Below are 21,293 nucleotides of genomic sequence, written 5' to 3'. Positions count from 1 at the left end.
GCGGATTGGGCGGTTACCCGCCGAAGACGAGAGGCAGGGCGTACTCCTTTACCTGGGCGCGGATCTGCTCCAGGTCCAGGGTCAAAAACTCGCCCTTCTCATATATGACGCGGCCCCGGCACATATTCATGGCCACGTTGGAGCCGTGGGCGGCAAAGACCAGATTCTCCGCCTCGTCGTGGCAGGGGGTGAGGTTGGGGGCGGTGAAGTCCACCAGAATGAGGTCGGCCACCTTTCCAGGGGCGATGACTCCGGTGTCCGTCCGGCCCAGGGCGGCGGCCCCCCGGACGGTGGCCATCTCCAGGGCGTCCCAGGCGGAGAGGGCGGAGGGGTCCTCCCCCACTCCATTGTGGAGGACGGCGGTGAGTTTCATGTCCGAGAAGAAATCGGCGCTGTTGTGGGAGGACATGCCGTCGGTGCCCAGGGCCACATTCACTCCCGCCTTCTGTATGGCGGGGATGGGGGCCACGCCGGAGCCCAGCTTCAGGTTGGACCAGGGGTTGTGGATGCAGGAGATGTGCTTCTCCTTCATGATAGCCCAGTCCTCCGGGGTAGTATACACGCAGTGGGCGGCCAGAGCCCGGCCGCAGTCCCACACCCCGTACTCGTCCAGCACCTGAATGGGAGTCTTGCCCCAGCGCTCCTGACACTCCCGGTGCTCCGAGCGGGTCTCGGACACGTGGACGTGCATGCCCAGGTTGTTCTCCTTGGCCCAGGCCCCCATGTCCTTCCACAGGGCGGGGCGGGAGGTGTACTCCCCGTGGACGCAGGCGTCCACCTTAATCTGTCCGTTGTTGTAGCCGTTCCACCGGCGGGTAAGATCCTGGGTCTCCACACAGCCGGGGAAGGAGTCAAAGGAGTAGTCGTCGGTGAAGAGGGTGACGCCCCGGGCAATGTTGGCCGAGAGCCCCGCCTTCAGAATTTCCCCGATGATGGCGTCACAGTGGTCGTACATGTCGGCCACGCAGGTGACGCCCGAGGCAATCATCTCCGCCAGCCCCAGGGCGGTGCCCGCCGCCACCGATTTGTCGTCCAGCCGGGCCTCGGCGGGGAAGATATAGTCGTTGAGCCAGGTGTGCAGGTCGCACCCGCCTCCGTACCCCCGCATGAGGGTCATGGGCAGGTGGGTGTGGGCATTGACAAAGCCGGGCAGCATCACAAGCCCGGCGCAGTCCACAACCCGCTCAAAGTCCCCTGCGGGCCGGGTGGGGCCCACGTGGGTGATGCGCTCCCCCTCCACCGCCACAAAGCAGTCCCGAAGGACCTTCCGCCCGCCGTCCATGGGAAGAACGGTGACGGATTGGAATAAAATGGCCATATTAAACTCCTTGTATTACCGCCCGGGCCCGGTCCAGGTCCTTTTTGCGGACGTACAGCTTGTACTCCACCCGGACCTCCTGGTTCATGCCCAGGGTGCCGGTGCGGCCCCGGGTGTCCCAGGTCCGGTCCTTGCAGCGGTAGGTATAATCCACGCCCGCCCCGGCCAGGGCGTCACGCACCTGGCTGAAGCGGGTTAAGTCGTGGGTGATGAGCAATTCCGCGCGGGTAAAGGGGGTGCTCATCTTCAACAGCTCCTTTGCCGCAAAAAGGAAGGGTTACAGCTTCCGCAGGCAGGCCCGGATGAGGCCGGAGAACTTCTCCCGGGCGGCCTCGGCGGCGTCCAGCACCTCCTGCTCGCTGAGGGGCTGGTCCAGAATGCCGGCGGCCATGTTGGAGAGCAGGGTGAAGCCCAGCACCTCCATGCCGCAGTGGCCGGCCACAATGACCTCCGGAGCGGTGGACATGCCCACCGCGTCCCCGCCCAGAATCCGGGCGGCCCGGATCTCCGCCGGGGTCTCATACTGGGGGCCGTAGCAGTAGAAGTAGACGCCCTCCCGCAGGGGAATGCCCAGCTCGTCGGCGGCCTCGCGGGCCAGCTGGCGGAGCCTCGGGGTGTAGAGATGGGAGGCGTCGGGGAACCGGGGACCGAAGTCCGGCAGGTTTTCCCCGCGCAGAGGGGACTCGGAGAACATCTTGATGTGGTCGGTAATGAGCATCAGGTCCCCTGCCTGCCAGTCGGTGCGCACGCAGCCGGCGGCGTTGGTGACAATGAGGGTGTCGCAGCCCAGAAGCCGCAGCACCCGCACAGCGTAGGCCACCTCCTCGTAGGAGTAGCCCTCGTAGTGGTGCATCCGGCCCTGCATCACCGCCACCTGCTGCCCCTCCAGGGTGCCGAAGACCAGGCGGCCCTTATGGCCGGGGGCGGTGGAGGTTTTGAAGTAGGGGATGTCCTTGTAGTCCACGGCGATGGGGTTCTCCACCTCGTCCCCCAGAAAGCCCAGGCCGGAGCCCAGGATCAGGGCGATTTTAGGCGTAAAGCCGCCCAGCCGGGACCGGATGGCCCCGGCACTCTGGCGGTAGTGTTCCATTGTATGGGTCATAGAATGTGCTCCTTCAGGAGAGTTTGGTGCCGCACTGGCGGCAGAACTGGTCGTCCTTGCCGCAGGGAGCGCCGCAGCCGGGACAGGTCTGGGCCTGACGCAGGTCGGCAATGCGGGCCTTGATGTCGGCAATCTTGCCGGCGGTCTCATCCGCCTGGGCCAGCAGCTGGGGCAGGGGGTCCTCCTCCGGAGCCTGGCCCTTGTGCGTGTTATACATCACCTGGCCCAGCTGACGCAGGATGTCGTTGAACTCCCCGTTCAGGTCAAAGAGCTGTACGTTGAGCTTTGCCACGTCCACCATCTGTCCGGCCTTCTTCCCCGCTACCCGGGCAGTGTCGGCGCAGGCGTCGGCCGCCACCGACGCGGTTCCGCGGATTCGGTCCATCAGTTCCTTTACCTTGTCGTCCATAGGAATGCGCTCCTTTCCTTGTTTCCAAATTCAGGGTACCCCTATTTTACACCAAAGCGGGCCCAAATGCAATAAAAAGGGGCCCGCGCTGCAAAAGCGCGGGCCCACAAAGGGGAAAAATTCAGATCAAAAGGCGGCGAAACCGGCGCCGAAGGCGCGGCACTGCTCTAGGGCGTCGTCGTCCGGGGTCTCATTGACCATCAGCCCCTCCTGGTAGAGGTTGGCGTTGGCCCCCTCGGTGCGGGCCTGCCAATCCCGCATCCACTGGCCGTCGCCCCAGCCGTAGGAGCCGAACAGGGCCACCTTCTTGCCGCTGAGCCGGCCCTCCAGCTGGGCAAAGAAGGGTTCAAACTCCGACTCCTCCAGCACCTCGGCCCCCATGGCCGGGCAGCCCAGAGCCAGCAGCGGATAGCTGAGGGCCTGGTCCACCGACACCTCGCTCACCTGCATCAGGTCCACCTCGGCCCCAGCGCCCCGGGCGCCCTCGGCGATGGCGCTGGCCATGGCCTCCGTGTTGCCCGACATGGACCAGTAGATAACAGCCATTTTACTCATAATCAGAACCTCCAATTCGGTTTGGTGAAGTGGTATATCTGCAATCCGCCAGGGCGGTTACAGGCGTCAGGCCGCCGGGAAGAGCTGGGCCAGGGTGCGGCCCTCCTCCACATGGCGGTACAGAGCGTCCCGGCAGCGGCGGAAGGTCTCAAACCGGACCTTGGCCTCCTCCACCCGGCCGTACACCTTCCAGGGGCCGCTCAGCTTGTAGTTGCGGCCGCCGTTGCGGCAGAAGCCCTCCACGTCCTCCGGGGGATAGCCCAGGAAGAGCCCCACCTCGTGGGGGAAGGGTCCCCCCTGCCCCAGCCGCCCGGACAGCACCGTCAGCATGGTCTCCAGACTGCCCTGGGCCGGATAGCCCGCCTGGGTGAGGAGCGCCCGCACCCGGGGGTCGGACAGAGAGCGCTCCAGCCGCTCCGGCCGGTACACCAGCAGCAGACAGCCCCGGGGACAGCGGCACAACTCCCGTACCCGGATGCCCCGGGCGGACAGCATGCGGTCGTACCGGGCGGGGAGATCCGCCGGGTCCCCCTCTTCGGGGTGGTAGGAGATGAGATCCGCCGGCTTGATGCCCGCCAGGGAGGGGGCGCACAGCCAGGCCAGGGTACGTTCAAAATTGAGAGAGTGGGGTTCCATGGGTGGGCCTCCTTTTGGTTAGTTATTGCTAACTTGTAAGGGAAAAGAAACTGCCCAAGGGGCAGGTGGAAGGTGTTTGTTTTTGACGGTTAGCGTTTGCTAACTAATGACAAAATACCATAACGGAGAGGCCTTGTCAAGAGAAATCTGCAGGAGGATGTGAGTTGTCTGTCCGACTATTTTGCTTGCTGAGCGGAACAAACGGGCCATTTCGCCTGCGGGCGGGGGTGGGGATGGTTTCGCCCTGCGGGGCGACCTACTTTGCCCGCGTCGGCAAAGTAGGCAAAGCGCCGCCGGGGGAGGCTCACGGGCATTTACAATGCCCTATCCCGCCTCCCCCGGACCCCCTATTTGATTTACGAGAGAGCCACCAAGGAGTGTGGAAAAAATTTGCTCGGCGCGGGCAAAGGACGGGATACCGTTCCTTGCGCCGCCCGCTGCCGCTCCGTGTTGGTTGAACTCACTTGTGTTTCTATAAGGGCCATCGCGCCTAACTTTCAGCCATCGCGGGGCGGTTCGGTGGTCGATTCGCCTCCGTGGCTGATGCCAGATATGTGAGACTGCCTTGAACACGTACCTGCTCCAGGTCCGCACCCGCCAGCGGTTTCGTTATCCTCAGACTTATTTTGGTGTGGGGGCTTTCAAGTTACTGCCAACCCTTGGGGGTACATCCAATAGGGGGCCGAGGCCCCCTGATTGGTCGTTTCAAGGGGATGAGGTATCTAGGGGAAGGGGGAAATCGAAATCCCCCTTCCCCTAGACAGTTCTTTGGTGACTTTCTGTCTGCACAGAAAGTCACTCGCCCGGGGGCGAAACATCCCCTTCCCACGTCCCGCCCGCAGGCGAAATCCACACATCCCGTTTTCGTCCCCAAAGGATTCAATACTGATCACAGCAAAAACCGGCCGCCCCAACGGGCGGCCGGCAAAGCAGGTCCTGATTTCACGCAAAATGGTTTGTTCCAAACGCAAAGAGACGGCAATCTCTCACATAGTCCCAACCCGGGACGGGGGCCACAGCCCCAGCACCACCTTACCCAGAACATAGTCCTCATCAATGGTGCCCAGCCGGTCATCCCGGCTGTCGGTGGAGGCGTTGCGGTTGTCTCCCATCACAAAGATGGACCCTTCCGGTACCTCCCAGTGGGTCTGCTGCATGGTGGAGACATAGGGCAGGTACATCTCCTCCCGGATATAGGGCTCGTCCAGAGGCTCCCCGTCCACATAGACGGTGCCGGTGTTGTAGTCGATATCCACCGTCTGGCCGCCGGTGGCAATGACCCGCTTCACAATGGCGCGGTTGCCCAGGAAATCGGCGGTGGTCTTGTTCAGCACCACAATGTCCCCCTGCTTGGGGGTGTAGCCCAGGGACCAGACCAGCATTAGCTCGCCGTCCTGGAGGGTGTTGTTCATGGAATCGCCGTCCACCCGGGTGAGCCGGGCAAAGCAGTTAAAGAGCACCACCGCCACCAGCACGCAGCCCATGATCATCTGAAGCCACTCGAAGAGCTCCCGACCGGGCTTCCGTTCCGCCTCCTCCGGGACGGCCTGACGGGAGTGCCTCCGTCTGGGCGCGGGTTCCTCCGGCAGGAAGGGCTCCTCCTCCGGCTGGGATTGGGTGCGGTTTTCAAATTCTTCGGACAAGGGTATGTCGCCTCCTTCGTCCCGCCAGGGGACGGACAGATACGGGAATGGGAGCATTATATGCTTTTTTCCCGGGAAATGCAACTCTTATAGCGGCAGCGCCAGCCGGGTGACCCCGGGACGGCCCTCCAGAAGGGTACCCTCCCGGCTCTGGCAGGTGAAGAGCAGCACCTGCTGCTCCTTGGAAAGCTCCTCCAGAAGTCCCAGGGCCAGCCCCAGTCGCTCATCGTCAAAGGCGGCCAGAGCGTCATCCAGCACCAGGGGCGGCTTTTCGGGCAGGCACAGCCGGCACACCGCCAGCCGCACCGCCAGATAGAGCTGGTCCGCCGTGCCCCGGGACAGGTAAAGGGCGCTGCGGGGCAGCACGTCGCCCGCCCGGGCGGCGGCCCCCTCCAGTTCCCGGTTGAGGGTGACCGAGGCATACCGCTGCCCGGTGAGGCGGCTCAGGTACTGCCCGGCCAGCCGGTTCAATTCCGGGGAGAAGCGCTCCTGCAGGCGGGTGTTGGCCCGTTTCAGGGCGTCCATGGCCAGGGTGAGGGCGTCATACTCCCCCTCCCGGCGGCGGAGGGCCTCCTGCAGCTCCTCCTTCCGGGCGGCCAGGGCGGCGGGGTCGCCCACCGCCTTCTGACGGCCCAGGGCCTGGTTGAGGGCCTGGCGCACCTGCTCCAGCCGCCCCGACACCTCCTCCAGGGCCCGGAGGGTCTGCTCCGGGGAGCGCTCCGGGGGAACGATGGCCTCCAGGGTGTCAAAGTCCTTTCCCCCCTGGGCCAGCAGGTCCTCACGGCGGCGGCGGCGCTCCTCCACCCGATCCTTGGCCAGAGCCAGCTCGTGTCCCAGGTTCAGGGCCCGGGACAGGGCCGCGGAGACGCCGAAAAGGTCCCGCACCTGGGGTGCAAAGGTGTGGACAAAGTTCAGAAGGGCGGCGCGGCTGTTGTCCCGGCGGGCCTTCCGGCCGTTCAGGTCCCCCCGCACCACCTTGGCGTGGTCGGCAGCCTCCTGGGCCCGGCGGCACCGGGCCTGATAGTCGTTCAAAAGGGCATCCAGCTGGGAGAGTTCGTCCACGCCATAGGCGGAAAGGCGCTTTTGCGCCCAGTCCCGCTGTTTTTTGGTCTGTCCGGCGCTGAACAGTCCCGCCGCGATACCCAGTACCAACAGGGCGAGACCGGCATACAGGGGGTAGGACAGCAGCTGTCCCACCTGGACATAGCCCACAGCCCCCAGAGCCAGGGCGGCAATTACCCCCAGAATGGGGAAAAGCTTTGCCCGCTTGCCCCGGCTCTCCGCCCCCTGGAGGGCAGATGTGAGGTCGGACTTGTCCTTTTGCACCCGCTGGGCCGCCTCGTCGGCGGAAAGACCCTGGAAGTGGGGATCCTGGGCGGCAATCTGGGCCTGGACATAGGCCTCGTCGGCCTCCTTCAGGGCCTCCTCCCCCCGGCGGATCTCCTCATCCAGCACCTTCAGGTACTGAAGCTCCCCCTGGGCCTTCTTGAGCCGCTCCCCGTCGGGGATGGGGCCGTACTTGGCCTGCTCGGCGGTGAGGGCATCCAGCTGCTCCTGGGCCTTCCGGAGCTCCTCCCCCGCCTGGGCGCAGCGGCGGTCCAGGTCCCGCCGGGCAAGGCGCTGGTGGATGGCACGCTCTCCCTCCAGCTGGCGAAGGGCCTCCTCCAGGGCGGCGCGGCGGGCCTCCAGGGCGGCAATCTGCCCGGCGGTCTCCTCCACCTGGGCGAGAGCCTCCTCCACCTCATCCAGCTCCTGGGTGAGCCGGGGAATGAGACCCACGCTCTTGTTCACCCGACGGCGGTTGAGCCACTCTTTGAGCCGCCCCTCCGTCTGGGAGTAGGACACGTCCTCCTCCCCCGAGGACACCAGGGCGGCGATGCGCTTTTCCAGCTCCGGGGCGGCGGTGACAGTGAGATTACCCCCGGACCCGATGAAGGCCGAGCGCTCAAAGACCTCCCGGCCCACTCCGGTCAACAGCTCCCCGCAGGTCTGGGCGGTGAGGCCGGGTACTGGCTCCTCCGTGCCGGTGTAGACGGCGGAGAAGGAGCCGAAGGGGGTGTTTCCCCGGGGGCCGCGGCGGAGGGTGATGGCCCTCCCCTGCCACTCCAGCTCCACCTCCCCCTCCATGGGGGCACCCGACCAGGGCTGGTAGCGGTTCTTGTCCGCCAAATGGCCCTTCTTGTCCCGGTCCCGGGTGTCGATGCCGTAGAGCATGGCACGCCAGAAGGCGCACCAGGTGGATTTGCCCCCCTCGTTGGGGGCCTCGATGAGATTTAAGCCCTCCCCCAACTCCAGCCGGGCCTTTTCCAGCTTGCCGAAGGTGGCGGTCATGGATTTGATTCTCATAGGGCGGCGTCCTCCCCTCCCTCCAGGGCGGCCAGGCCAAAGCGCACCGCCAGCTGATAGACTTCGTTGTCCGGCTCCTGCTCACAGAGGGGCCATAACTCCCGGAGGAAGAGCCCCGTCAGGGTGTCCTCCTCCTTCCTCCGCCACAGGTCCCGGGGCAGGCGGGTGCGGTCCCGGAGGGTGAGGCCGTAAAACCGGCCGGACAGGGCCCGCTCCAGGGCGGCCAGGTCGGGGGTCTCCCCCTCTCCGGTGAGCAGAATGCGGTAGATGTGGTCCCGGGTGTCCGGGGGAAGGGCGGCCTCAATGGCCCCGAGGGCGCTCTCCGCCCCGGTGAGGTCCACGGAGAGAATCTCGTACCGCCGCCGGGCCAGGGGGACAAAGCGGGCGCTGACCGAATCCGCGTCCACGTCCACCAGGAGTACGCCCTTCTCCCCCGTCTCGTCAAAGCCCCGGCCCTGGGGACAGCCGGGATAGGCCCAATGGGTGCCCCCCGCCTTTTGAAGGCCGGAGTACTGGTGGATGTGGCCAAGAGCCAGATAGGCAAGGCCGCTTTGGGCGATTTCCTCCGGGGAAATGGGGGCGTAGTCCGTCCCCCCCATCACGTCTCCGTGAAGACAGCCGATGTGGAAAACTCCGTCCCTGGGGGCGGAGAAGCCCGCCAGCGGGGAACCATCCTCCCGGGGGGCGGTGAAGGCCCGGCCCCACACGGCGCAGTTTAACTCCGGCAGGTCAAAGCGCTCCAGCTCACCGGAGGAAAAGACATGGACGTTCTCCGGCCAGGTGAGGGCGGCGTACACGCTCTGGGGAGAAAAAAAGTCGTGGTTGCCCGGGGAAAGAAGGACGGGACAGGGGATGGAGCCCAGCGCCCGGGTGAGGGCCTGGGCGGTTTCCGGGTAGAAGCGGTCCCCGTCCAGCAGGTCGCCGGGCAGGAGCACCAGCTGCACCTGCTGGGCTCGGGCCAGGGCGGCCAGGTCCTCCAGCAGCTCCCGCTGCTCCCCCCGGCGGCGCTGGGCCTGCTCCGGGGTGAGGCCGGCAAAGGGGCTGTCCAGATGAAAGTCGGCGGCATGTAAGATTCGAAGCATGGGCAAAGGCCTGCCTTTCCTAGGGTGAAGTAAGGGGAATCATTCCTGGATGTCCGCCCGGCGCACCGCCGTGCAGCGCTTTTTGTCCGTGTCGATGGTGAAGAGGCAGGCGTTGAGCTTGCAGGGGCCCTCCGCCTCCTCGTACCGACGGGGCAGGCCCCCCAGGAAGAGGTTAATGGAGTGCTCGGGCTTGATGCCCAGCACGGACCGGCTGGGGCCGGTCATCCCCAGGTCGGTGACAAAGCCGGTGCCCTTGGGGAGAATCTGGCAGTCGGCGGTGGGCACGTGGGTGTGGGTGCCCCACAGGGCCTGGACCTTGCCGTCCAGGTACCAGCCCATGGCCCCCTTTTCACTGGTGGCCTCGGCGTGGAAATCCACTACCGCCAGGTCGTACCCCTCCTCCCGGAGCAGGCGGTTTGCCCCCTTGAAGGGGCTGTCCAGGTTGGGGTTTAATTCCACCCGGCCCATCAGGTTCAAAACCGCGATGCGGTACCCCTTGCAGGAGTAGATCCCCATCCCACGGCCGGGGACCCGCCCGGCGTAGTTCTGTGGACGGAGAATGCGGGGCTCCTTGTCCAGGTAGTCCCCAATCTGAATGCGGTTCCAGGTGTGGTTGCCCAGGGTGATGACGTCCGCCCCCGCGTCCAGCATCCGCCGGGCCTGGGCGGGGGTGATGCCCACCCCCGAGGCGTTCTCCCCGTTGACCACCGCGAAGTGGGCGCCGGTCTCCTCCCGCAGCTCCATGAGCCGGCGGGCCAGGATGTCCTGGCCCCCCTCGCCCACCACGTCGCCAACCGCCAGTATGTTCAGCAGCATAGGCAAAAGCTCCTCTCTCCGCGCCCCCTCCGGGGCGCCTTAACATCTCATTATACTGGATTTTCCAGCCCCGCGCAACCGAAAAGCGCCGCGGGGGAAGTTTACAAAGAATTTAGAAATAATTCAGATTACCTTCAGCACCGGGGGGTAAGATGGAGCGAAACCAGTTTGAAAAGGAGGTACGAGCCTTGGTTGAGGTAAACGACCTTGTAAAGCGGTATGGAAATCACCTGGCAGTGGACCACCTGAGCTTTACGGTGGAACCGGGCCAGGTGTATGGCTTTTTGGGGCCCAACGGCGCGGGAAAATCCACCACCATGAATTTGATGACGGGCTATCTGGGCCCCACGTCGGGCCAGGTGCTGGTGGACGGGGTGAGCGTGACCGAGGAGCCGGAGCGGGCCAAGCGGTCCATCGGCTATCTGCCCGAGCTGCCCCCCCTCTACCCCGACATGGGGGTGGAGGAATACCTGTTCTTCTGCGCCCGGCTCAAGCGGGTCCCCAAGGGGGAGCGGGAGAGCCAGGTGGACCGGGTGATGGAGATGACGGACACGGGAGCGGTGGCCGACCGCCTCATCGCCCACCTGTCCAAGGGCTATAAGCAACGGGTGGGGCTGGCCCAGGCCCTGCTGGGCTTCCCCAAACTGCTCATTCTGGACGAGCCCACCGTGGGCCTCGACCCCAAGCAGATTCTGGAGATGCGCACCCTCATCCGCCAGCTGGCCAAGGACCACACCATTCTCCTCTCCTCCCACATCCTCTCCGAGGTGCAGGAGGTGTGCGACCACGTGCTCATCATCAACCACGGCAAAAAGGTGGCCGACGGCACCCCAGCCCAGCTCACCGCCATGCTCACCGGGGCCTCCGCACTGCTGGTGACCGTGCGGGGCGAGGCGGAGAAGGCCCAGACCCTGCTGGAGGGGGCCGTCCCCGGGGGACGGGTCATCCACCTGGCCGGAGACGGGGCGGAGAGCGCCTTCCGGGTGGAGCCCACCCCGGGCAGCGACCCCCGGGAGACCATTTTCCGCGCCTGCGCCGGGGCGGATCTGCCCCTTCTGGACATGCACTATGACGCCGTGAGCCTGGAGGATGTGTTCCTGCGGCTCACCGACGACGATTCCTCGGAAGAGAAGGGAGGCGAGGAAGGATGAGAGCCATTTACCGCCGGGAGGTGGGGGCCTACTTCCACTCCATGATTGGCTATGTGTATATGGCCGTGCTGCTGTTCTTCAACGGCTTTTACTTCATGGCCTACAACCTCAATTACGGCTACACCCACTACTCCTATGCTCTTTACAGCCAGGTGGTGGTTCTGCTGCTGGCCGTGCCCATCCTCACCATGCGCAGCATGGCCGAGGAGCGCCGCAGCCGCACCGACCAGCTGCTGCTCACCAGCCCCGTCACCCTCTGGGGCATCGTGTGGGGCAAGTACCTGGCCATGGTCACCGTGCTGGCCGTCCCCATGGTGATAAGCGCCCTGTGCCCCATGATTCTGGCCATGTGCGGCACCGCCCACCTCACCGCCGACTACGCGGCCCTGCTCACCTTCTTCCTGCTGGCCTGCGTCTTTGCCGCGGTGGGTATGTTCCTCTCCTCCCTCACCGAGAGCCAGGTCATCGCCGCCGTGGGCACCTTCGCCGCCCTGCTCATTTTGTACCTGTGGGACAACGTGGCCGACTTCCTCCCCGGCGTGCTGGGGGAGCTGGCCGCCCGCTTCTCCTTCACCGCCCCCATGGACAACGTCGTCAATTACAGCCTCTTTGACCTGGGCGGCGTGGTGCTCTACCTGTCCATGGCGGGCCTGTTCCTGTTTTTGACCGTCCAGACGCTGCAGAAGCGCCGCTGGGCCTGAGAGAAGGAGGCGTATCATGAAAAAACACTTCCGTTCCCTGGCCCGGGGGGGCTATCTGGCGGGCGCCACCGCCCTAGCGGTGGCCCTGGTGGTGGCCCTCAATCTGATGGTGGGCCAGCTGCCCTCCTCGGTTACCGAGAAGGACCTGACCGACAACAGCCTCTATGAGATTACCGACACCTCCCGGGACTTCCTGTCCTCTCTGGACAAGGATGTGGAGATTGTGGTGCTGGCCGAGGAGGGCTCCATGGACGGCCGGATCACCAAGTTTCTGGAGCTCTATGAGGCCCTCAGCGACCACCTGACCGTCACCTATATTGACCCGGTGGCCAGCCCCGCCGCGGCGGCGGAGTACCAGTCCGAGTCGGGCAGCCTGGTGGTCACCTGTGAGGACACCGGGCGCTCCCGCACCCTGACCCAGAATGACCTCATCGTCTATGAGATGGACTACAACTACTGGTACAGCTACGAGAGTGCCTTTGACGCCGAGGGTCAGCTTACCTCCGCGGTGAGCTACGTCACCAGCGAGAGCACCCAGACCGTCTACACCCTCACCGGCCACGGGGAGAGCGCGCTGCCCACCGCCCTGTCCGAGGACCTGGAAAAGGCCAACCTCACCGTCAGCGACCTGAGCCTCCTCATGGAGGGGGCCGTCCCGGAGGACGCCTCCCTGGTGCTGGTGAACGCACCCACCTCCGACCTGGCCGCTGAGGAAGTCCAGCTGCTGGAGGACTACGTCACCGGCGGCGGACACCTCCTGCTGCTGGTGGACCAGGACAAGGGCGCGCTGCCCAACCTGGAGGGCCTCATGGAGCGGGCGGGCCTCACCATGGCCTCGGGCTATATTGCCGACCCCCAGCGCTGCTACCGCAGCCTCCAGGGCCAGGACAGCTATTACAGCCTGGCGCCCAACTTCACCATGGGCTCCCTGTCCGACAGCCTGTCCGCCGACAGCCAGTTTATGATCCTCAACAGCCGAGGCTTCACTCAGCTGGAGACCCTGCCCGACGACGTGACCATTGAGGAGGTGCTCACCACCTCCGAGGAGGCCTACGCCGTCACCCAGACCGAGCAGGTCCAGGGCCAGTATCTGCTGGGAGCCATCGCCACCCTGGGGGACAACGAGGGCACCATGACGGTCTTCTCCGCCGCCCTCGTCAACGAGGCGGTGCTCACCTACTACCCCAGCATGGGCAACGAGCAGCTGTTTATCAACGCCGTCACCGCCCATATGGACCAGACCAGCACCTTCTCCATTCCCTCCAAGAGCCTGGAGGAGACCTATAACACCATCACCCTGGCCGGGCCCCTCAGCTTCCTCTTTGTTCTGGTGCTGCCTGTGGGCACCCTCATCATCGGCCTGGTCATCTGGCTGAGAAGGAGGCGCCGCTGATGAAAAAACAGACCAGAACCCTGGTGGTGCTGGCCGTCCTGGTGGTGGCCTGCCTGGGGGGCTACTTTGCCCTGAAGGGCTGGAACCAGGCCCAGGAGGAGGCGGAGCACACCTACCTGGCCCAGCTGAGCGACGTGAGCCACATTACCTTCGACAAGGACGGACTGGAGATGTCCTTCACCTATGACGGGGACGCGGTGTGGACCTACGACGGGGACGAGACCTTCCCCCTGAACGGGGAGGACCTGGACGCCATTGCCCAGCTCTTTGAGAGCCTGGAGGCCCAGAAGGTCATCGGAGAGCCCGAGGACCTGTCCTCCTACGGCCTGGATGAGCCCCAGCGCACCGTGACGGCGGAGGGCCAGCCCACCGACGGCGAGAGCGCCGCCTCCGTGACCATTCTGCTGGGGGATGAGGTGGACGGAGCCTACTACGCCATGCTGGAGGGAGACGAGGAGACGGTCTACACTATTACCTCCGACCTCTTTGACAAGACCGACTGCACCCTGCTGCAGCTGGGCCAGGCCGAGCAGCTCCCCTCCCTGAAGGAGGAGAATGTGGAGGCGGTGGAGCTCAGCCAGAACGGACAGACGGTGTCCCTCACCAAGACCGCCCGCACCGAGACCTTTGAGACCGGTGAGAACGACGAGGACGGCAACCCCATCACCGAGGAGATTACCGAGTACACCTGGTATCTGGACGGGACCGAGCTGCCCCAGGACAGCCAGGCGGTGGACGACCTGCTCTCCGCCCTGGCCCAGCTGAGCTTTACGGAGTGTCTGGCCTATAAGTCCGCTCAGGAGGAGCTGGACGCCATGGGCCTTGCCGGGACAGACACCCTCACCCTCACCGTGACCTACGGCGACGGACAGACCCTGAAGCTGCTGTGCGGCAGCCTCACCGGCGAAGAGAGCGACCGCGTCTACGCCATGCAGGAGGGCGCGGACATGGTCCATGCCCTCAGTTCCTCCACGGCCGATACCCTCTCCCGCTTGCTTCAGGCCGACTGGACCGCTGTGCCCGACAGCGAGGAATAAGCGCAAAACATCCCCCGCAGCCCCATGTCCGGGGCTGCGGGGGACGTTTTTATTCTGGGAATGACAGAAAAAGGGGTGGGAGAGCCCAAAAGGCTCCCCCACCGGTCAAGGAAGAAAACCATGCGGTTTGGTTTATTTGTAGTAAAGGGGAACCTGGGGGCCTTCGCCGCTGGGCTCGCTGTGGATCATGGTGAGGATGGCGTCGCGGCAGCCGCGGACCATGATGTCCTGATCCTCGGGGGCCTGGTCGGCCATCTGAGCGTCGGAGCTGGTGTAGAACCACAGGCCCTCATTGGCAGCCAGACCCTTGCCGTCCGCGTCGGTGATGGCGGCGGGATCCAGACCCATTTCCTTCAGCTCGTCCTGGGAGTAGAACACCCAGGTGGCCTCGGGCAGCGTGTTCTCCCACTTGCAGGCGGAGATGTCGCCGTCCTCGGACTTGCCGCCGTCATAGACCTCGATGGTGTAGGCGTGGATGTTCAGACGGCCGTAGGCGTAGTCGATGAGCTCGGAGGAGGTGGGATAATCCTCATAGGAGGACTTGGTGTAGAAGCCGCGGCCGGTGTAGTCCTGATAGACCTGGGCCATCTTGGCGGCGGTCTCCTTCATAAAGGGGATCTCGGCGTCGTCGGGGTTGTTGGCGTCGTAGGGACGGTAGCACCAGGGGTAGAGCACGCACTGGATGCCGGTGTGCAGGGTGACCAGGGCGTTCATGGGGGTGTTATACATGAACTCCTGCAGAGCCTGAATCTCGGGCTCAGTGGCGGGGCCGGGGCCGGCGGAGCTCCAGGAGTTGTTGCCGATGACCTGGCCGCCCTCTACGTCGGTGTCGATGTCATAGCGGTTCCACTGGTAGTTGAAGGTGCGGTTCATATCGATGCCGCTGTTGCGGGGATCGTCGCCCAGGATACCGTTGTCGTCCCAGTCGGGGCTCTCCATGCCGAAGCGGGGCAGGTCGGTGGAGGGCTCAGAGTCGGCGGTGCCGCGGTACAGAGTGGCGATGTAGCCGTCGCCGTCCAGATCGGTGTAGGGATCGCTGAAGGGGATGCCGTCACCGTTCAGGTCGCGGGGACGCAGGTTCTGACGGGTGTTGATAACGAAGGACTGCTCATAGCCGTCAGGGTTGATGACGGGCACCACGTAGACGACGTAGTTGTCCAGCAGGCTCTTCACATACTCGTCGGAGGAGCACAGGGTCAGCCACCAGGCGGTGTAGAGGCCGGAGGCTGCGCTTTCACGCTCGCCGCCGTGGATGTTGGCCAGCACGCCGATGCCGGTTTTGCCCTCCTTGGGCGTAGCCTCGTTGGTGATCTCCAGACACCACAGGTCGCGCTCCTGGTGGGTGCGGCCGATGGAGTAGAGCTCGGTCACATCGGGGTACTGCTCGGCCATAGCTTCCAGGAAGCCTTCAATCTCGTCGAAGCGGTACTGCTTGTTCCAGTCAATGTCCAGTCCCTCGGGGATTTCGGCGGGGACATCGGGGCGGTTCTCCATGGACAGCAGCGCCGCGGCGCCGCCGGCAGCGGAGCCATCTCCCGCGGAGCTGGAGCTGCTGCCGCTGGAGGTGGTGGAGTTACAGGATGCCAGGGTCAGGGACAGTGCCAATGCCAGGCAGAGACTGAGGGCTCGTTTCATCTGAATTCGTTTCATGCTGCAAGACGTCCTTTCATTTTCTCAGAATGTTTGGTGGTTCGGTTCAAGAACGGACGGATCCTGCTGCCCTGACGGCACACAACATCGGAATGGTACAAGTCTGCACAGAGCGAGCGCAGGATAAGACCAATACGTACTGTGAAAAAAAGGGGACTGCTGTAGATGAAGGGTTGCGAAACGGGCGAAACGCCCGGAGACGCGGCGGCGAAGCCTGGGAAACCTCCTTCCATTCCGTGTTGAAAGGCAGCGCGCCGCGCCGGTGGATGGAACGTTTTGTATCCGGTCCGCAGGGGAGCTTCGGACGGGATGCGGGCCGATTTTTGTGTACCGTGATTTGATCATAACGCCATATCGGTAAAAAAGCAATATAGAACCCTTAATATAACCTTACAAATTGTATGAATACACAAAAAGCGGGATGGGATTTTATGTAAAAAAATCCCTCTGCGCGTCAAATTCATCGATGCGCAGAGGGATAATCGTCAGAACAGGTCAGGAGGGCTGGGAGGAGGACACCGCCCGGCGGCGGTTTTTCCACTGGCTCTTTCCCCACTCCACCAGCTGGTGGAGCAGGCAGCCCAGCACAATGTTTACCGCAAACATAAGGAGGAAGTAGAGCCGGTTGGAGGGCCCGAAGGACACCAGCTTCCGCAAAAGCTCAATCTGGGAGAACACGCTCACGTTCAGCAGGTAGATCTCCAGGCTGTTCTTGCCCAGCAGGCGGAAGAACTTGGCCACCAACCCCAGGGGCAGCTTCTCAAAGCACAGGGCAATTACCAGACACATGGGCACGGTGGTGAAGAGGAACATGTGGCACTGGGGGAAGAAGATGAGCCAGTCGCCCCAGTCCAGGTTGAGGCTCACCCACATGTAAACCACCCCCACCACCAGGCTGCCGGCCCAGAAGAGCAGAGACAGCGGGGTAAGCTTCTTCTCCTCCTTCACGTAAAAGCCCATGAGCAGGCCCAGGAAGAAGACGGGCACCCGGTAAAAGACGTCCATATAGAACCAGTAGCCCTCGTGGATGAGCAGCTGGCACAGGGCCAGGGACACCACAATGGCTCCGGCGGTGAGGAGAGTGCGGCGGCGGCTGTCCCGCAGGCGGCGGTAGCACAGGGGGGTGACCGAGTAGAAGGTCATGGCCCCGGCCACATACCAGTTGAAGGCCCCGGTGGGGCTCACCCAGTAGTAGAGCAGCAGGCTGTTCCACAGCAGCACCGACCAGCCGATCCCCTGGTAGAAGACCAGGAAGATGGTGTAGGGCACCATGACCAGGAAGTAGGCGGGCAAAATGCGCTCGGCCCGCCGGGTCATGAAGGCGGAGTAGTCCTGCTCCCGCCGGGACAGGGACATGACCAGTCCCATGGAGGACAGGAGAATGAAGATGTCCACCCCGCCGAAGCCGGCGGCCCGGATGAGATTGAGAAGCGGGTGTCCCAAATCCAGGTCCAGGGCGTGGAAGAACATCACCCACAGGATGGCGACGCCCATCAGCTCCGAGCGGCGGCGGCTGAGCAGCCCGTAATCCATAAAAATCCCTCGCTTTACCGGTACGGTAAAAATGAAGCGGCGGGCCCCGGAGGGGCGCCGCTGTAAAGACAGCCGGCGGGGAACCCCGCCGGCTGAAGAAATACTTTGCTTACTTGACGCTCTCGCCGGCGGCCTTCTTGGCCTTGATCTCCTTCAGGGCGTCCTTGTAGGAGAGGTTCACGCGGCCCTTGTCGTCGATATCGGTGACCTTGACCCAGATCATATCGCCGATGTTCACCACGTCCTCCACCTTCTCCACCCGGTGGTCAGCCAGCTTGGAGATGTGGACCATGCCGTCCTTGCCGGGGGCCAGCTCCACGAAGGCGCCGAACTGGAGGATGCGTACTACCTTGCCGTAGTACAGCTCGCCCACCTGGGGAACGAACACGATGGTGTCGATCATCTTCTTGGCGGCGTCGCAGGCCTCGGCGTTGGGGGAGGCGATGTGGATGGTGCCGTCGTCCTCGATGTCCACGGTGGCGCCGGACTCGGCGGTGATCTTCTGGATGACGGAGCCGCCCTTGCCGATGACCTCACGGATCTTGTCGGGGTCGATCTTCATGGTGATCATCTTGGGAGCGTACTTGCTCACCTCAGCCCGGGGGGCGGAGATGCAGGGCAGCATGATTTCGTCCAGAATGGCGAAGCGGGCGTCCCGGGTGATGCCCAGGGCCTCCTTGATGATCTCGTGGGTCAGACCGTCGTTCTTCAGGTCCATCTGGATGGCGGTGATGCCGGACTTGGTGCCGGCCACCTTGAAGTCCATCTCACCGTGGAAGTCCTCCACGCCCTGGATGTCGATGAAGGTCTGGAAGGAGCCGTCGTCGTCCTGGATGAGGCCGCAGGAGATGCCGGCCACGGGGGCCTTGATAGGCACGCCGGCGTCCATCAGAGCCAGAGTGGAGCCGCAGATGGAGCCCTGAGAGGTGGAGCCGTTGGAGGACAGAACCTCAGACACGACGCGGATGGCGTAGGGGAACTCCTCCACGGAGGGCAGCACGGGCACCAGAGCGCGCTCGGCCAGAGCGCCGTGGCCGTACTCGCGGCGGTTGGTGGAACGGGGAGGCTTGGCCTCGCCCACGGAGTAGGGCGGGAAGTTGTAGTGGTGCATGTAGCGCTTCTCGTCCTCTTCCCAGATGGTGTCCAGCTTCTGGCAGGCGGCCAGGGTGTTCAGAGTGGCAACGGACAGTACCTGAGTCTGGCCGCGGGTGAACAGGCCGGAGCCGTGGACGCGGGGCAGCACGCCAACCTCGGCGGCCAGAGGACGGATCTCGTTCTTGGCACGGCCATCCACACGGTGGCCCTCCAGCAGCCAGGCCTTGACGATCTTCTTCTGGAACTTGTAGGTGAACTCCTCCAGGTACTGATCCATATCCGGATACTCCTCCAGATACTTCTCGTGCCAGTGGTCGATCATGGCGTTCCAGCGCTCCTCGCGCACGTTCTTGTCGTCGGTGTCCATGGCGGCCTTGGCCTCGTCCATGAACTCAGAGACGATCTTGTCGAACAGCTCCTGGTTGAACTGGGCATGCTCGTACTCCATCTTGGGCTTGCCGATCTCAGCCACGATCTGGTTAATGAAGGCGATCTGCTTCTTGATCTCCTCGTGGGCCTTCACGATGCCGGCGTACATGATCTCGTCGGGGATCTCGTCGGCACCGGCCTCGATCATGACCACCTTCTCCTGGGTGGCGGCCACGGTCACGTCCATGCGGGAGGTCTTGCGCTGCTCCTGGTTGGGGTTCAGCACGATCTGGCCGTCGCAGTAGCCCACCTCCAGGCAGCCGATGGGGCCGGCGAAGGGGATCTCGGAGTAGCTCACGCAGGCGGAAGCGCCGATCATGGCGGCAACCTCGGGGGAGCAGTCATAGTCCACGCTCATGACGGTGCACTGGATGCACACGTCGTTGCGGAAGTCGTAGGGGAACAGAGGACGCATGGGACGGTCGATGAGGCGGCTGGCCAGCACGGCGGGCAGAGAGGGACGGCCCTCACGGCGCATGAAGGAGCCGGGGATGCGGCCCACGGCGTACAGCTTCTCCTCGAAATCCACGCTCAGGGGGAAGAAGTCCACGCCGTCACGGGGACGGGGGGCCACGGTGACGGCCACCATGACGGTGGTGTCGCCGTACTTCACCAGGGCGCTGGCGTTGGCCAGCTCGGCCACCTTGCCCACCTCAATGGTCAGGGGACGGCCGCACAGGTCCATGGTCCAGGTCTTGTACTTGGGGAACTGCTTGTGCTTAATAATCGTTGACATGTCCTTACTCCTTTTCTTGATGTGTTGATGGATGGTTCCGGAGCCGGGAGCCAACTCTTTAGCACTTGAAACCGGGCTTGAACGGCGCTCAAGCCTGCTTTCAACTGCTAAAAAAGCGGCGGGGCTCCGGATTTTTGTTTGGTTTTATATGTGAACATAGGGCAGCGCGTTAAAACGCTGCCCTATGCGGCACAAACTTTATCACGATGCGGCTCGGGCGATCCGCACCTCGTGATGTCACGCTGCGGATTGGGCGCGCGGCCGGGTCGCTTTCCCTGCGACTCCGGACACAAACAGCCGGGCGTTGCCCCGCTTGGTTTGTATCCGTCGCTCCAGTCCAAGCTCCCCTGCGCGCCTATCCTACGCGCTTCTTCTTACTTACGGATGCCCAGCTTGGCGATGATGGCACGATAGCGCTCGATGTCCTTGGCCATCAGGTAGTCCAGCAGCTTGCGGCGCTTACCGATCATCTTGTACAGGCCGCGGCGGCTGTGGTTGTCGTGGATGTGCACCTTCAGGTGCTCGGTCAGCTCGTTGATGCGAGCAGTCAGAATAGCGATCTGAACCTCGGGAGAACCAGTGTCGGTCTCATGGGTGCGGTTGGCCTCGATAACGGCCGTCTTTTCGTCCTTACGGATCATGGGAATTTCCACCTTTCATCATATTTTGCCCACAGGCCGCCCAAAAGCGGACCAATCTTCTGCGTCTCGGGCGGGTGAAGCCCCGGACTCTTGCCCGGGCCGTACCCCGGAACGAAGGAGATGGGCAGGCTTACGCATTTTCATGCTGTGATACTATATCATAATTCTTCCCCGCTGTAAAGGAAAAACTCCAGGTTTTCCGGGAAAATTTTCATATTTTTCCGCTCTCTGACCCGCTCTGGGCGGGCGGAGGGCACTCGCCCATGGCCAGCTGGAGCTCCTCCAGCTCCTGCATAGCCTGTACCGCCAGGCGGACCACGTCGTCCAGCCGGGCAAAGGCCTTGCAGTACAGCTCGTTATACTGTTCCGCAGTCAGCATAGAATTGTTTTCTTCCATAACATAACCCCCTAAAATAATATGGTTTAACTTTGATATACTAAGTATAGTAAAGTTAAACAATATTTGTCAATCAAAGTAAAAGAAATGCTATATGATGTTTAACAAGGAGGAGCATTGTATGGCAAAGACGGACGCACAGATTGGACTTCGCGTGACCAAGGAGTTCAAAGAGCAGCTGGAAGCTCAGGCGCAGAAAGAGCGTCGGAGCGTTTCCAATTTGATTTTGAAAGTGATGGAAGACTACCTGAAAGAACAGCAGGAGAAGCCGTAAGACCGGATGCTTGCAGGTCGGATTGGGGCGGAGTATAATGGAAAAAACGCCCGGCTGCCGGGTGCACAAAAGGAGGAGCCGCCGTGGCGAAATACAGCGCGCAGATTAGCTTCCGCTCCACCCCGGAGTTTAAAGAGGCCCTGGAGGTCCAGGCTAAGCAGGAAAAAATGAGTGTCTCCACCCTTATTTTGAAGGTGATGGAGGACTATTTGGAACAACAGAAGAAGTGAAGAAGACCCGCGGCAGAATGTGCCGCGGGTCTTTCCTTTTTGTGAGCAGGATGGGGATGAAACGGGGGATGTTTCACCTGCGGGCGGGATGGAAAGGGGGAGCGTTTCGCCCTGCGGGG

Annotated in this window: 21 protein-coding genes; 6 read left to right on the top strand and 15 right to left on the bottom strand. The window is 63.3% G+C overall.

Features of this window, described 5'->3' with window-relative positions; genetic code table 11:
* Positions 1–13: 13 nt before the first annotated feature.
* From AC3YUO_RS04590 to AC3YUO_RS04545, 10 genes are all read right to left on the bottom strand, one after another.
* On the bottom strand, positions 14–1,318 hold the full coding sequence (locus AC3YUO_RS04590) for an amidohydrolase family protein (RefSeq protein ID WP_489961856.1): 1,305 nt from the start codon (positions 1,316–1,318) through the stop codon (positions 14–16).
* Position 1,319: 1 nt separating this feature from the next.
* A complete protein-coding gene (locus AC3YUO_RS04585; RefSeq protein WP_489961855.1) occupies positions 1,320–1,562 on the bottom strand; it encodes a hypothetical protein in 243 nt (80 codons plus the stop codon).
* A gap of 33 nt (positions 1,563–1,595) precedes the next feature.
* Positions 1,596–2,420 carry a purine-nucleoside phosphorylase gene (locus tag AC3YUO_RS04580; protein WP_489961854.1) on the bottom strand — a complete coding sequence of 275 codons (825 nt, stop codon included), beginning with the start codon at positions 2,418–2,420 and terminating at the stop codon, positions 1,596–1,598.
* A 13-nt stretch (positions 2,421–2,433) separates the two neighbouring features.
* Positions 2,434–2,829, bottom strand: a complete 396-nt coding sequence (locus AC3YUO_RS04575; protein WP_489961853.1) for a zinc ribbon domain-containing protein — start codon at positions 2,827–2,829, stop codon at positions 2,434–2,436.
* Between the two features lie 126 nt (positions 2,830–2,955).
* Positions 2,956–3,384 (bottom strand): flavodoxin, encoded by a 429-nt coding sequence (locus tag AC3YUO_RS04570; protein ID WP_489961852.1) that lies wholly within the window; start codon positions 3,382–3,384, stop codon positions 2,956–2,958.
* 66 nt (positions 3,385–3,450) lie between these two features.
* Positions 3,451–4,020 carry a DUF3793 family protein gene (locus tag AC3YUO_RS04565; protein ID WP_489961851.1) on the bottom strand — a complete coding sequence of 190 codons (570 nt, stop codon included), beginning with the start codon at positions 4,018–4,020 and terminating at the stop codon, positions 3,451–3,453.
* 986 nt (positions 4,021–5,006) lie between these two features.
* Positions 5,007–5,663, bottom strand: coding sequence for a signal peptidase I (gene lepB / locus AC3YUO_RS04560; protein WP_489961850.1), 657 nt, complete (start codon positions 5,661–5,663; stop codon positions 5,007–5,009).
* Positions 5,664–5,750: 87 nt separating this feature from the next.
* Positions 5,751–8,009 (bottom strand): ATP-binding protein, encoded by a 2,259-nt coding sequence (locus tag AC3YUO_RS04555; protein ID WP_489961849.1) that lies wholly within the window; start codon positions 8,007–8,009, stop codon positions 5,751–5,753.
* Positions 8,006–9,091 (bottom strand): metallophosphoesterase family protein, encoded by a 1,086-nt coding sequence (locus AC3YUO_RS04550; protein ID WP_489961848.1) that lies wholly within the window; start codon positions 9,089–9,091, stop codon positions 8,006–8,008. The genes AC3YUO_RS04555 and AC3YUO_RS04550 overlap by 4 nt, the downstream gene beginning before the upstream one ends.
* A 39-nt stretch (positions 9,092–9,130) precedes the next feature.
* Positions 9,131–9,907 carry a TIGR00282 family metallophosphoesterase gene (locus AC3YUO_RS04545; RefSeq protein ID WP_489961847.1) on the bottom strand — a complete coding sequence of 259 codons (777 nt, stop codon included), beginning with the start codon at positions 9,905–9,907 and terminating at the stop codon, positions 9,131–9,133.
* A gap of 188 nt (positions 9,908–10,095) precedes the next feature.
* Here AC3YUO_RS04545 and AC3YUO_RS04540 point away from each other — a divergent pair, with 188 nt between their 5' ends.
* Genes AC3YUO_RS04540 through AC3YUO_RS04525 form a run of 4 tightly spaced genes read left to right on the top strand, consistent with a single transcriptional unit; the run spans position 10,096 to position 14,189 of the window.
* A complete protein-coding gene (locus AC3YUO_RS04540; RefSeq protein ID WP_489961846.1) occupies positions 10,096–11,058 on the top strand; it encodes an ABC transporter ATP-binding protein in 963 nt (320 codons plus the stop codon).
* Positions 11,055–11,759 (top strand): ABC transporter permease subunit, encoded by a 705-nt coding sequence (locus tag AC3YUO_RS04535; protein ID WP_489961845.1) that lies wholly within the window; start codon positions 11,055–11,057, stop codon positions 11,757–11,759. The genes AC3YUO_RS04540 and AC3YUO_RS04535 overlap by 4 nt, the downstream gene beginning before the upstream one ends.
* A 16-nt stretch (positions 11,760–11,775) precedes the next feature.
* Positions 11,776–13,152, top strand: coding sequence for a Gldg family protein (locus tag AC3YUO_RS04530; protein WP_489961844.1), 1,377 nt, complete (start codon positions 11,776–11,778; stop codon positions 13,150–13,152).
* The gene (locus AC3YUO_RS04525; protein ID WP_489961843.1) at positions 13,152–14,189 is read left to right on the top strand and encodes a DUF4340 domain-containing protein; all 1,038 of its coding nucleotides are present in this window, start codon (positions 13,152–13,154) and stop codon (positions 14,187–14,189) included. Before AC3YUO_RS04530 ends, AC3YUO_RS04525 begins: the two co-directional genes overlap by 1 nt.
* A 132-nt stretch (positions 14,190–14,321) precedes the next feature.
* Here the strand turns inward: AC3YUO_RS04525 and AC3YUO_RS04520 are convergent, their stop codons facing one another.
* The 5 genes from AC3YUO_RS04520 to AC3YUO_RS04500 form a co-directional block, all read right to left on the bottom strand.
* A complete protein-coding gene (locus AC3YUO_RS04520) occupies positions 14,322–15,839 on the bottom strand; it encodes a M14 family zinc carboxypeptidase (protein WP_489961842.1) in 1,518 nt (505 codons plus the stop codon).
* Between the two features lie 495 nt (positions 15,840–16,334).
* Positions 16,335–17,372 carry an acyltransferase family protein gene (locus AC3YUO_RS04515; protein ID WP_489961841.1) on the bottom strand — a complete coding sequence of 346 codons (1,038 nt, stop codon included), beginning with the start codon at positions 17,370–17,372 and terminating at the stop codon, positions 16,335–16,337.
* 109 nt (positions 17,373–17,481) lie between these two features.
* A complete protein-coding gene (locus AC3YUO_RS04510; RefSeq protein ID WP_489961840.1) occupies positions 17,482–19,632 on the bottom strand; it encodes a polyribonucleotide nucleotidyltransferase in 2,151 nt (716 codons plus the stop codon).
* A gap of 374 nt (positions 19,633–20,006) precedes the next feature.
* Positions 20,007–20,273, bottom strand: a complete 267-nt coding sequence (gene rpsO / locus AC3YUO_RS04505) for a 30S ribosomal protein S15 (protein ID WP_087395918.1) — start codon at positions 20,271–20,273, stop codon at positions 20,007–20,009.
* Positions 20,274–20,484: 211 nt separating this feature from the next.
* On the bottom strand, positions 20,485–20,670 hold the full coding sequence (locus AC3YUO_RS04500) for a hypothetical protein (protein ID WP_489961839.1): 186 nt from the start codon (positions 20,668–20,670) through the stop codon (positions 20,485–20,487).
* 121 nt (positions 20,671–20,791) lie between these two features.
* Here AC3YUO_RS04500 and AC3YUO_RS04495 point away from each other — a divergent pair, with 121 nt between their 5' ends.
* Positions 20,792–20,944, top strand: coding sequence for a ribbon-helix-helix domain-containing protein (locus tag AC3YUO_RS04495; protein ID WP_489961838.1), 153 nt, complete (start codon positions 20,792–20,794; stop codon positions 20,942–20,944).
* 83 nt (positions 20,945–21,027) lie between these two features.
* The gene (locus AC3YUO_RS04490; protein ID WP_158579217.1) at positions 21,028–21,174 is read left to right on the top strand and encodes a plasmid mobilization protein; all 147 of its coding nucleotides are present in this window, start codon (positions 21,028–21,030) and stop codon (positions 21,172–21,174) included.
* Positions 21,175–21,293 lie beyond the last annotated feature (119 nt).

The sequence above is a fragment of the Pseudoflavonifractor sp. HNCC25GI2 genome, assembly GCF_058136395.1.
Note: the sequence above shows the minus strand (reverse complement) of the source record. Positions and strands in the feature narration are given on the sequence as shown.

Excerpts from the sequence above, each read along its gene's own strand:
- AC3YUO_RS04590 (WP_489961856.1), bottom strand. The coding sequence starts at position 1,318 with ATGGCCATTTTATTCCAATCCGTCACCGTTCTTCCCATGGACGGCGGG.
- AC3YUO_RS04585 (WP_489961855.1), bottom strand. The coding sequence starts at position 1,562 with ATGAGCACCCCCTTTACCCGCGCGGAATTGCTCATCACCCACGACTTA.
- AC3YUO_RS04580 (WP_489961854.1), bottom strand. The coding sequence starts at position 2,420 with ATGACCCATACAATGGAACACTACCGCCAGAGTGCCGGGGCCATCCGG.
- AC3YUO_RS04575 (WP_489961853.1), bottom strand. The coding sequence starts at position 2,829 with ATGGACGACAAGGTAAAGGAACTGATGGACCGAATCCGCGGAACCGCG.
- AC3YUO_RS04570 (WP_489961852.1), bottom strand. The coding sequence starts at position 3,384 with ATGAGTAAAATGGCTGTTATCTACTGGTCCATGTCGGGCAACACGGAG.
- AC3YUO_RS04565 (WP_489961851.1), bottom strand. The coding sequence starts at position 4,020 with ATGGAACCCCACTCTCTCAATTTTGAACGTACCCTGGCCTGGCTGTGC.
- AC3YUO_RS04555 (WP_489961849.1), bottom strand. The coding sequence starts at position 8,009 with ATGAGAATCAAATCCATGACCGCCACCTTCGGCAAGCTGGAAAAGGCC.
- AC3YUO_RS04550 (WP_489961848.1), bottom strand. The coding sequence starts at position 9,091 with ATGCTTCGAATCTTACATGCCGCCGACTTTCATCTGGACAGCCCCTTT.
- AC3YUO_RS04545 (WP_489961847.1), bottom strand. The coding sequence starts at position 9,907 with ATGCTGCTGAACATACTGGCGGTTGGCGACGTGGTGGGCGAGGGGGGC.
- AC3YUO_RS04535 (WP_489961845.1), top strand. The coding sequence starts at position 11,055 with ATGAGAGCCATTTACCGCCGGGAGGTGGGGGCCTACTTCCACTCCATG.
- AC3YUO_RS04530 (WP_489961844.1), top strand. The coding sequence starts at position 11,776 with ATGAAAAAACACTTCCGTTCCCTGGCCCGGGGGGGCTATCTGGCGGGC.
- AC3YUO_RS04525 (WP_489961843.1), top strand. The coding sequence starts at position 13,152 with ATGAAAAAACAGACCAGAACCCTGGTGGTGCTGGCCGTCCTGGTGGTG.
- AC3YUO_RS04520 (WP_489961842.1), bottom strand. The coding sequence starts at position 15,839 with ATGAAACGAATTCAGATGAAACGAGCCCTCAGTCTCTGCCTGGCATTG.
- AC3YUO_RS04515 (WP_489961841.1), bottom strand. The coding sequence starts at position 17,372 with ATGGATTACGGGCTGCTCAGCCGCCGCCGCTCGGAGCTGATGGGCGTC.
- AC3YUO_RS04510 (WP_489961840.1), bottom strand. The coding sequence starts at position 19,632 with ATGTCAACGATTATTAAGCACAAGCAGTTCCCCAAGTACAAGACCTGG.
- rpsO (WP_087395918.1), bottom strand. The coding sequence starts at position 20,273 with ATGATCCGTAAGGACGAAAAGACGGCCGTTATCGAGGCCAACCGCACC.
- AC3YUO_RS04500 (WP_489961839.1), bottom strand. The coding sequence starts at position 20,670 with ATGGAAGAAAACAATTCTATGCTGACTGCGGAACAGTATAACGAGCTG.
- AC3YUO_RS04495 (WP_489961838.1), top strand. The coding sequence starts at position 20,792 with ATGGCAAAGACGGACGCACAGATTGGACTTCGCGTGACCAAGGAGTTC.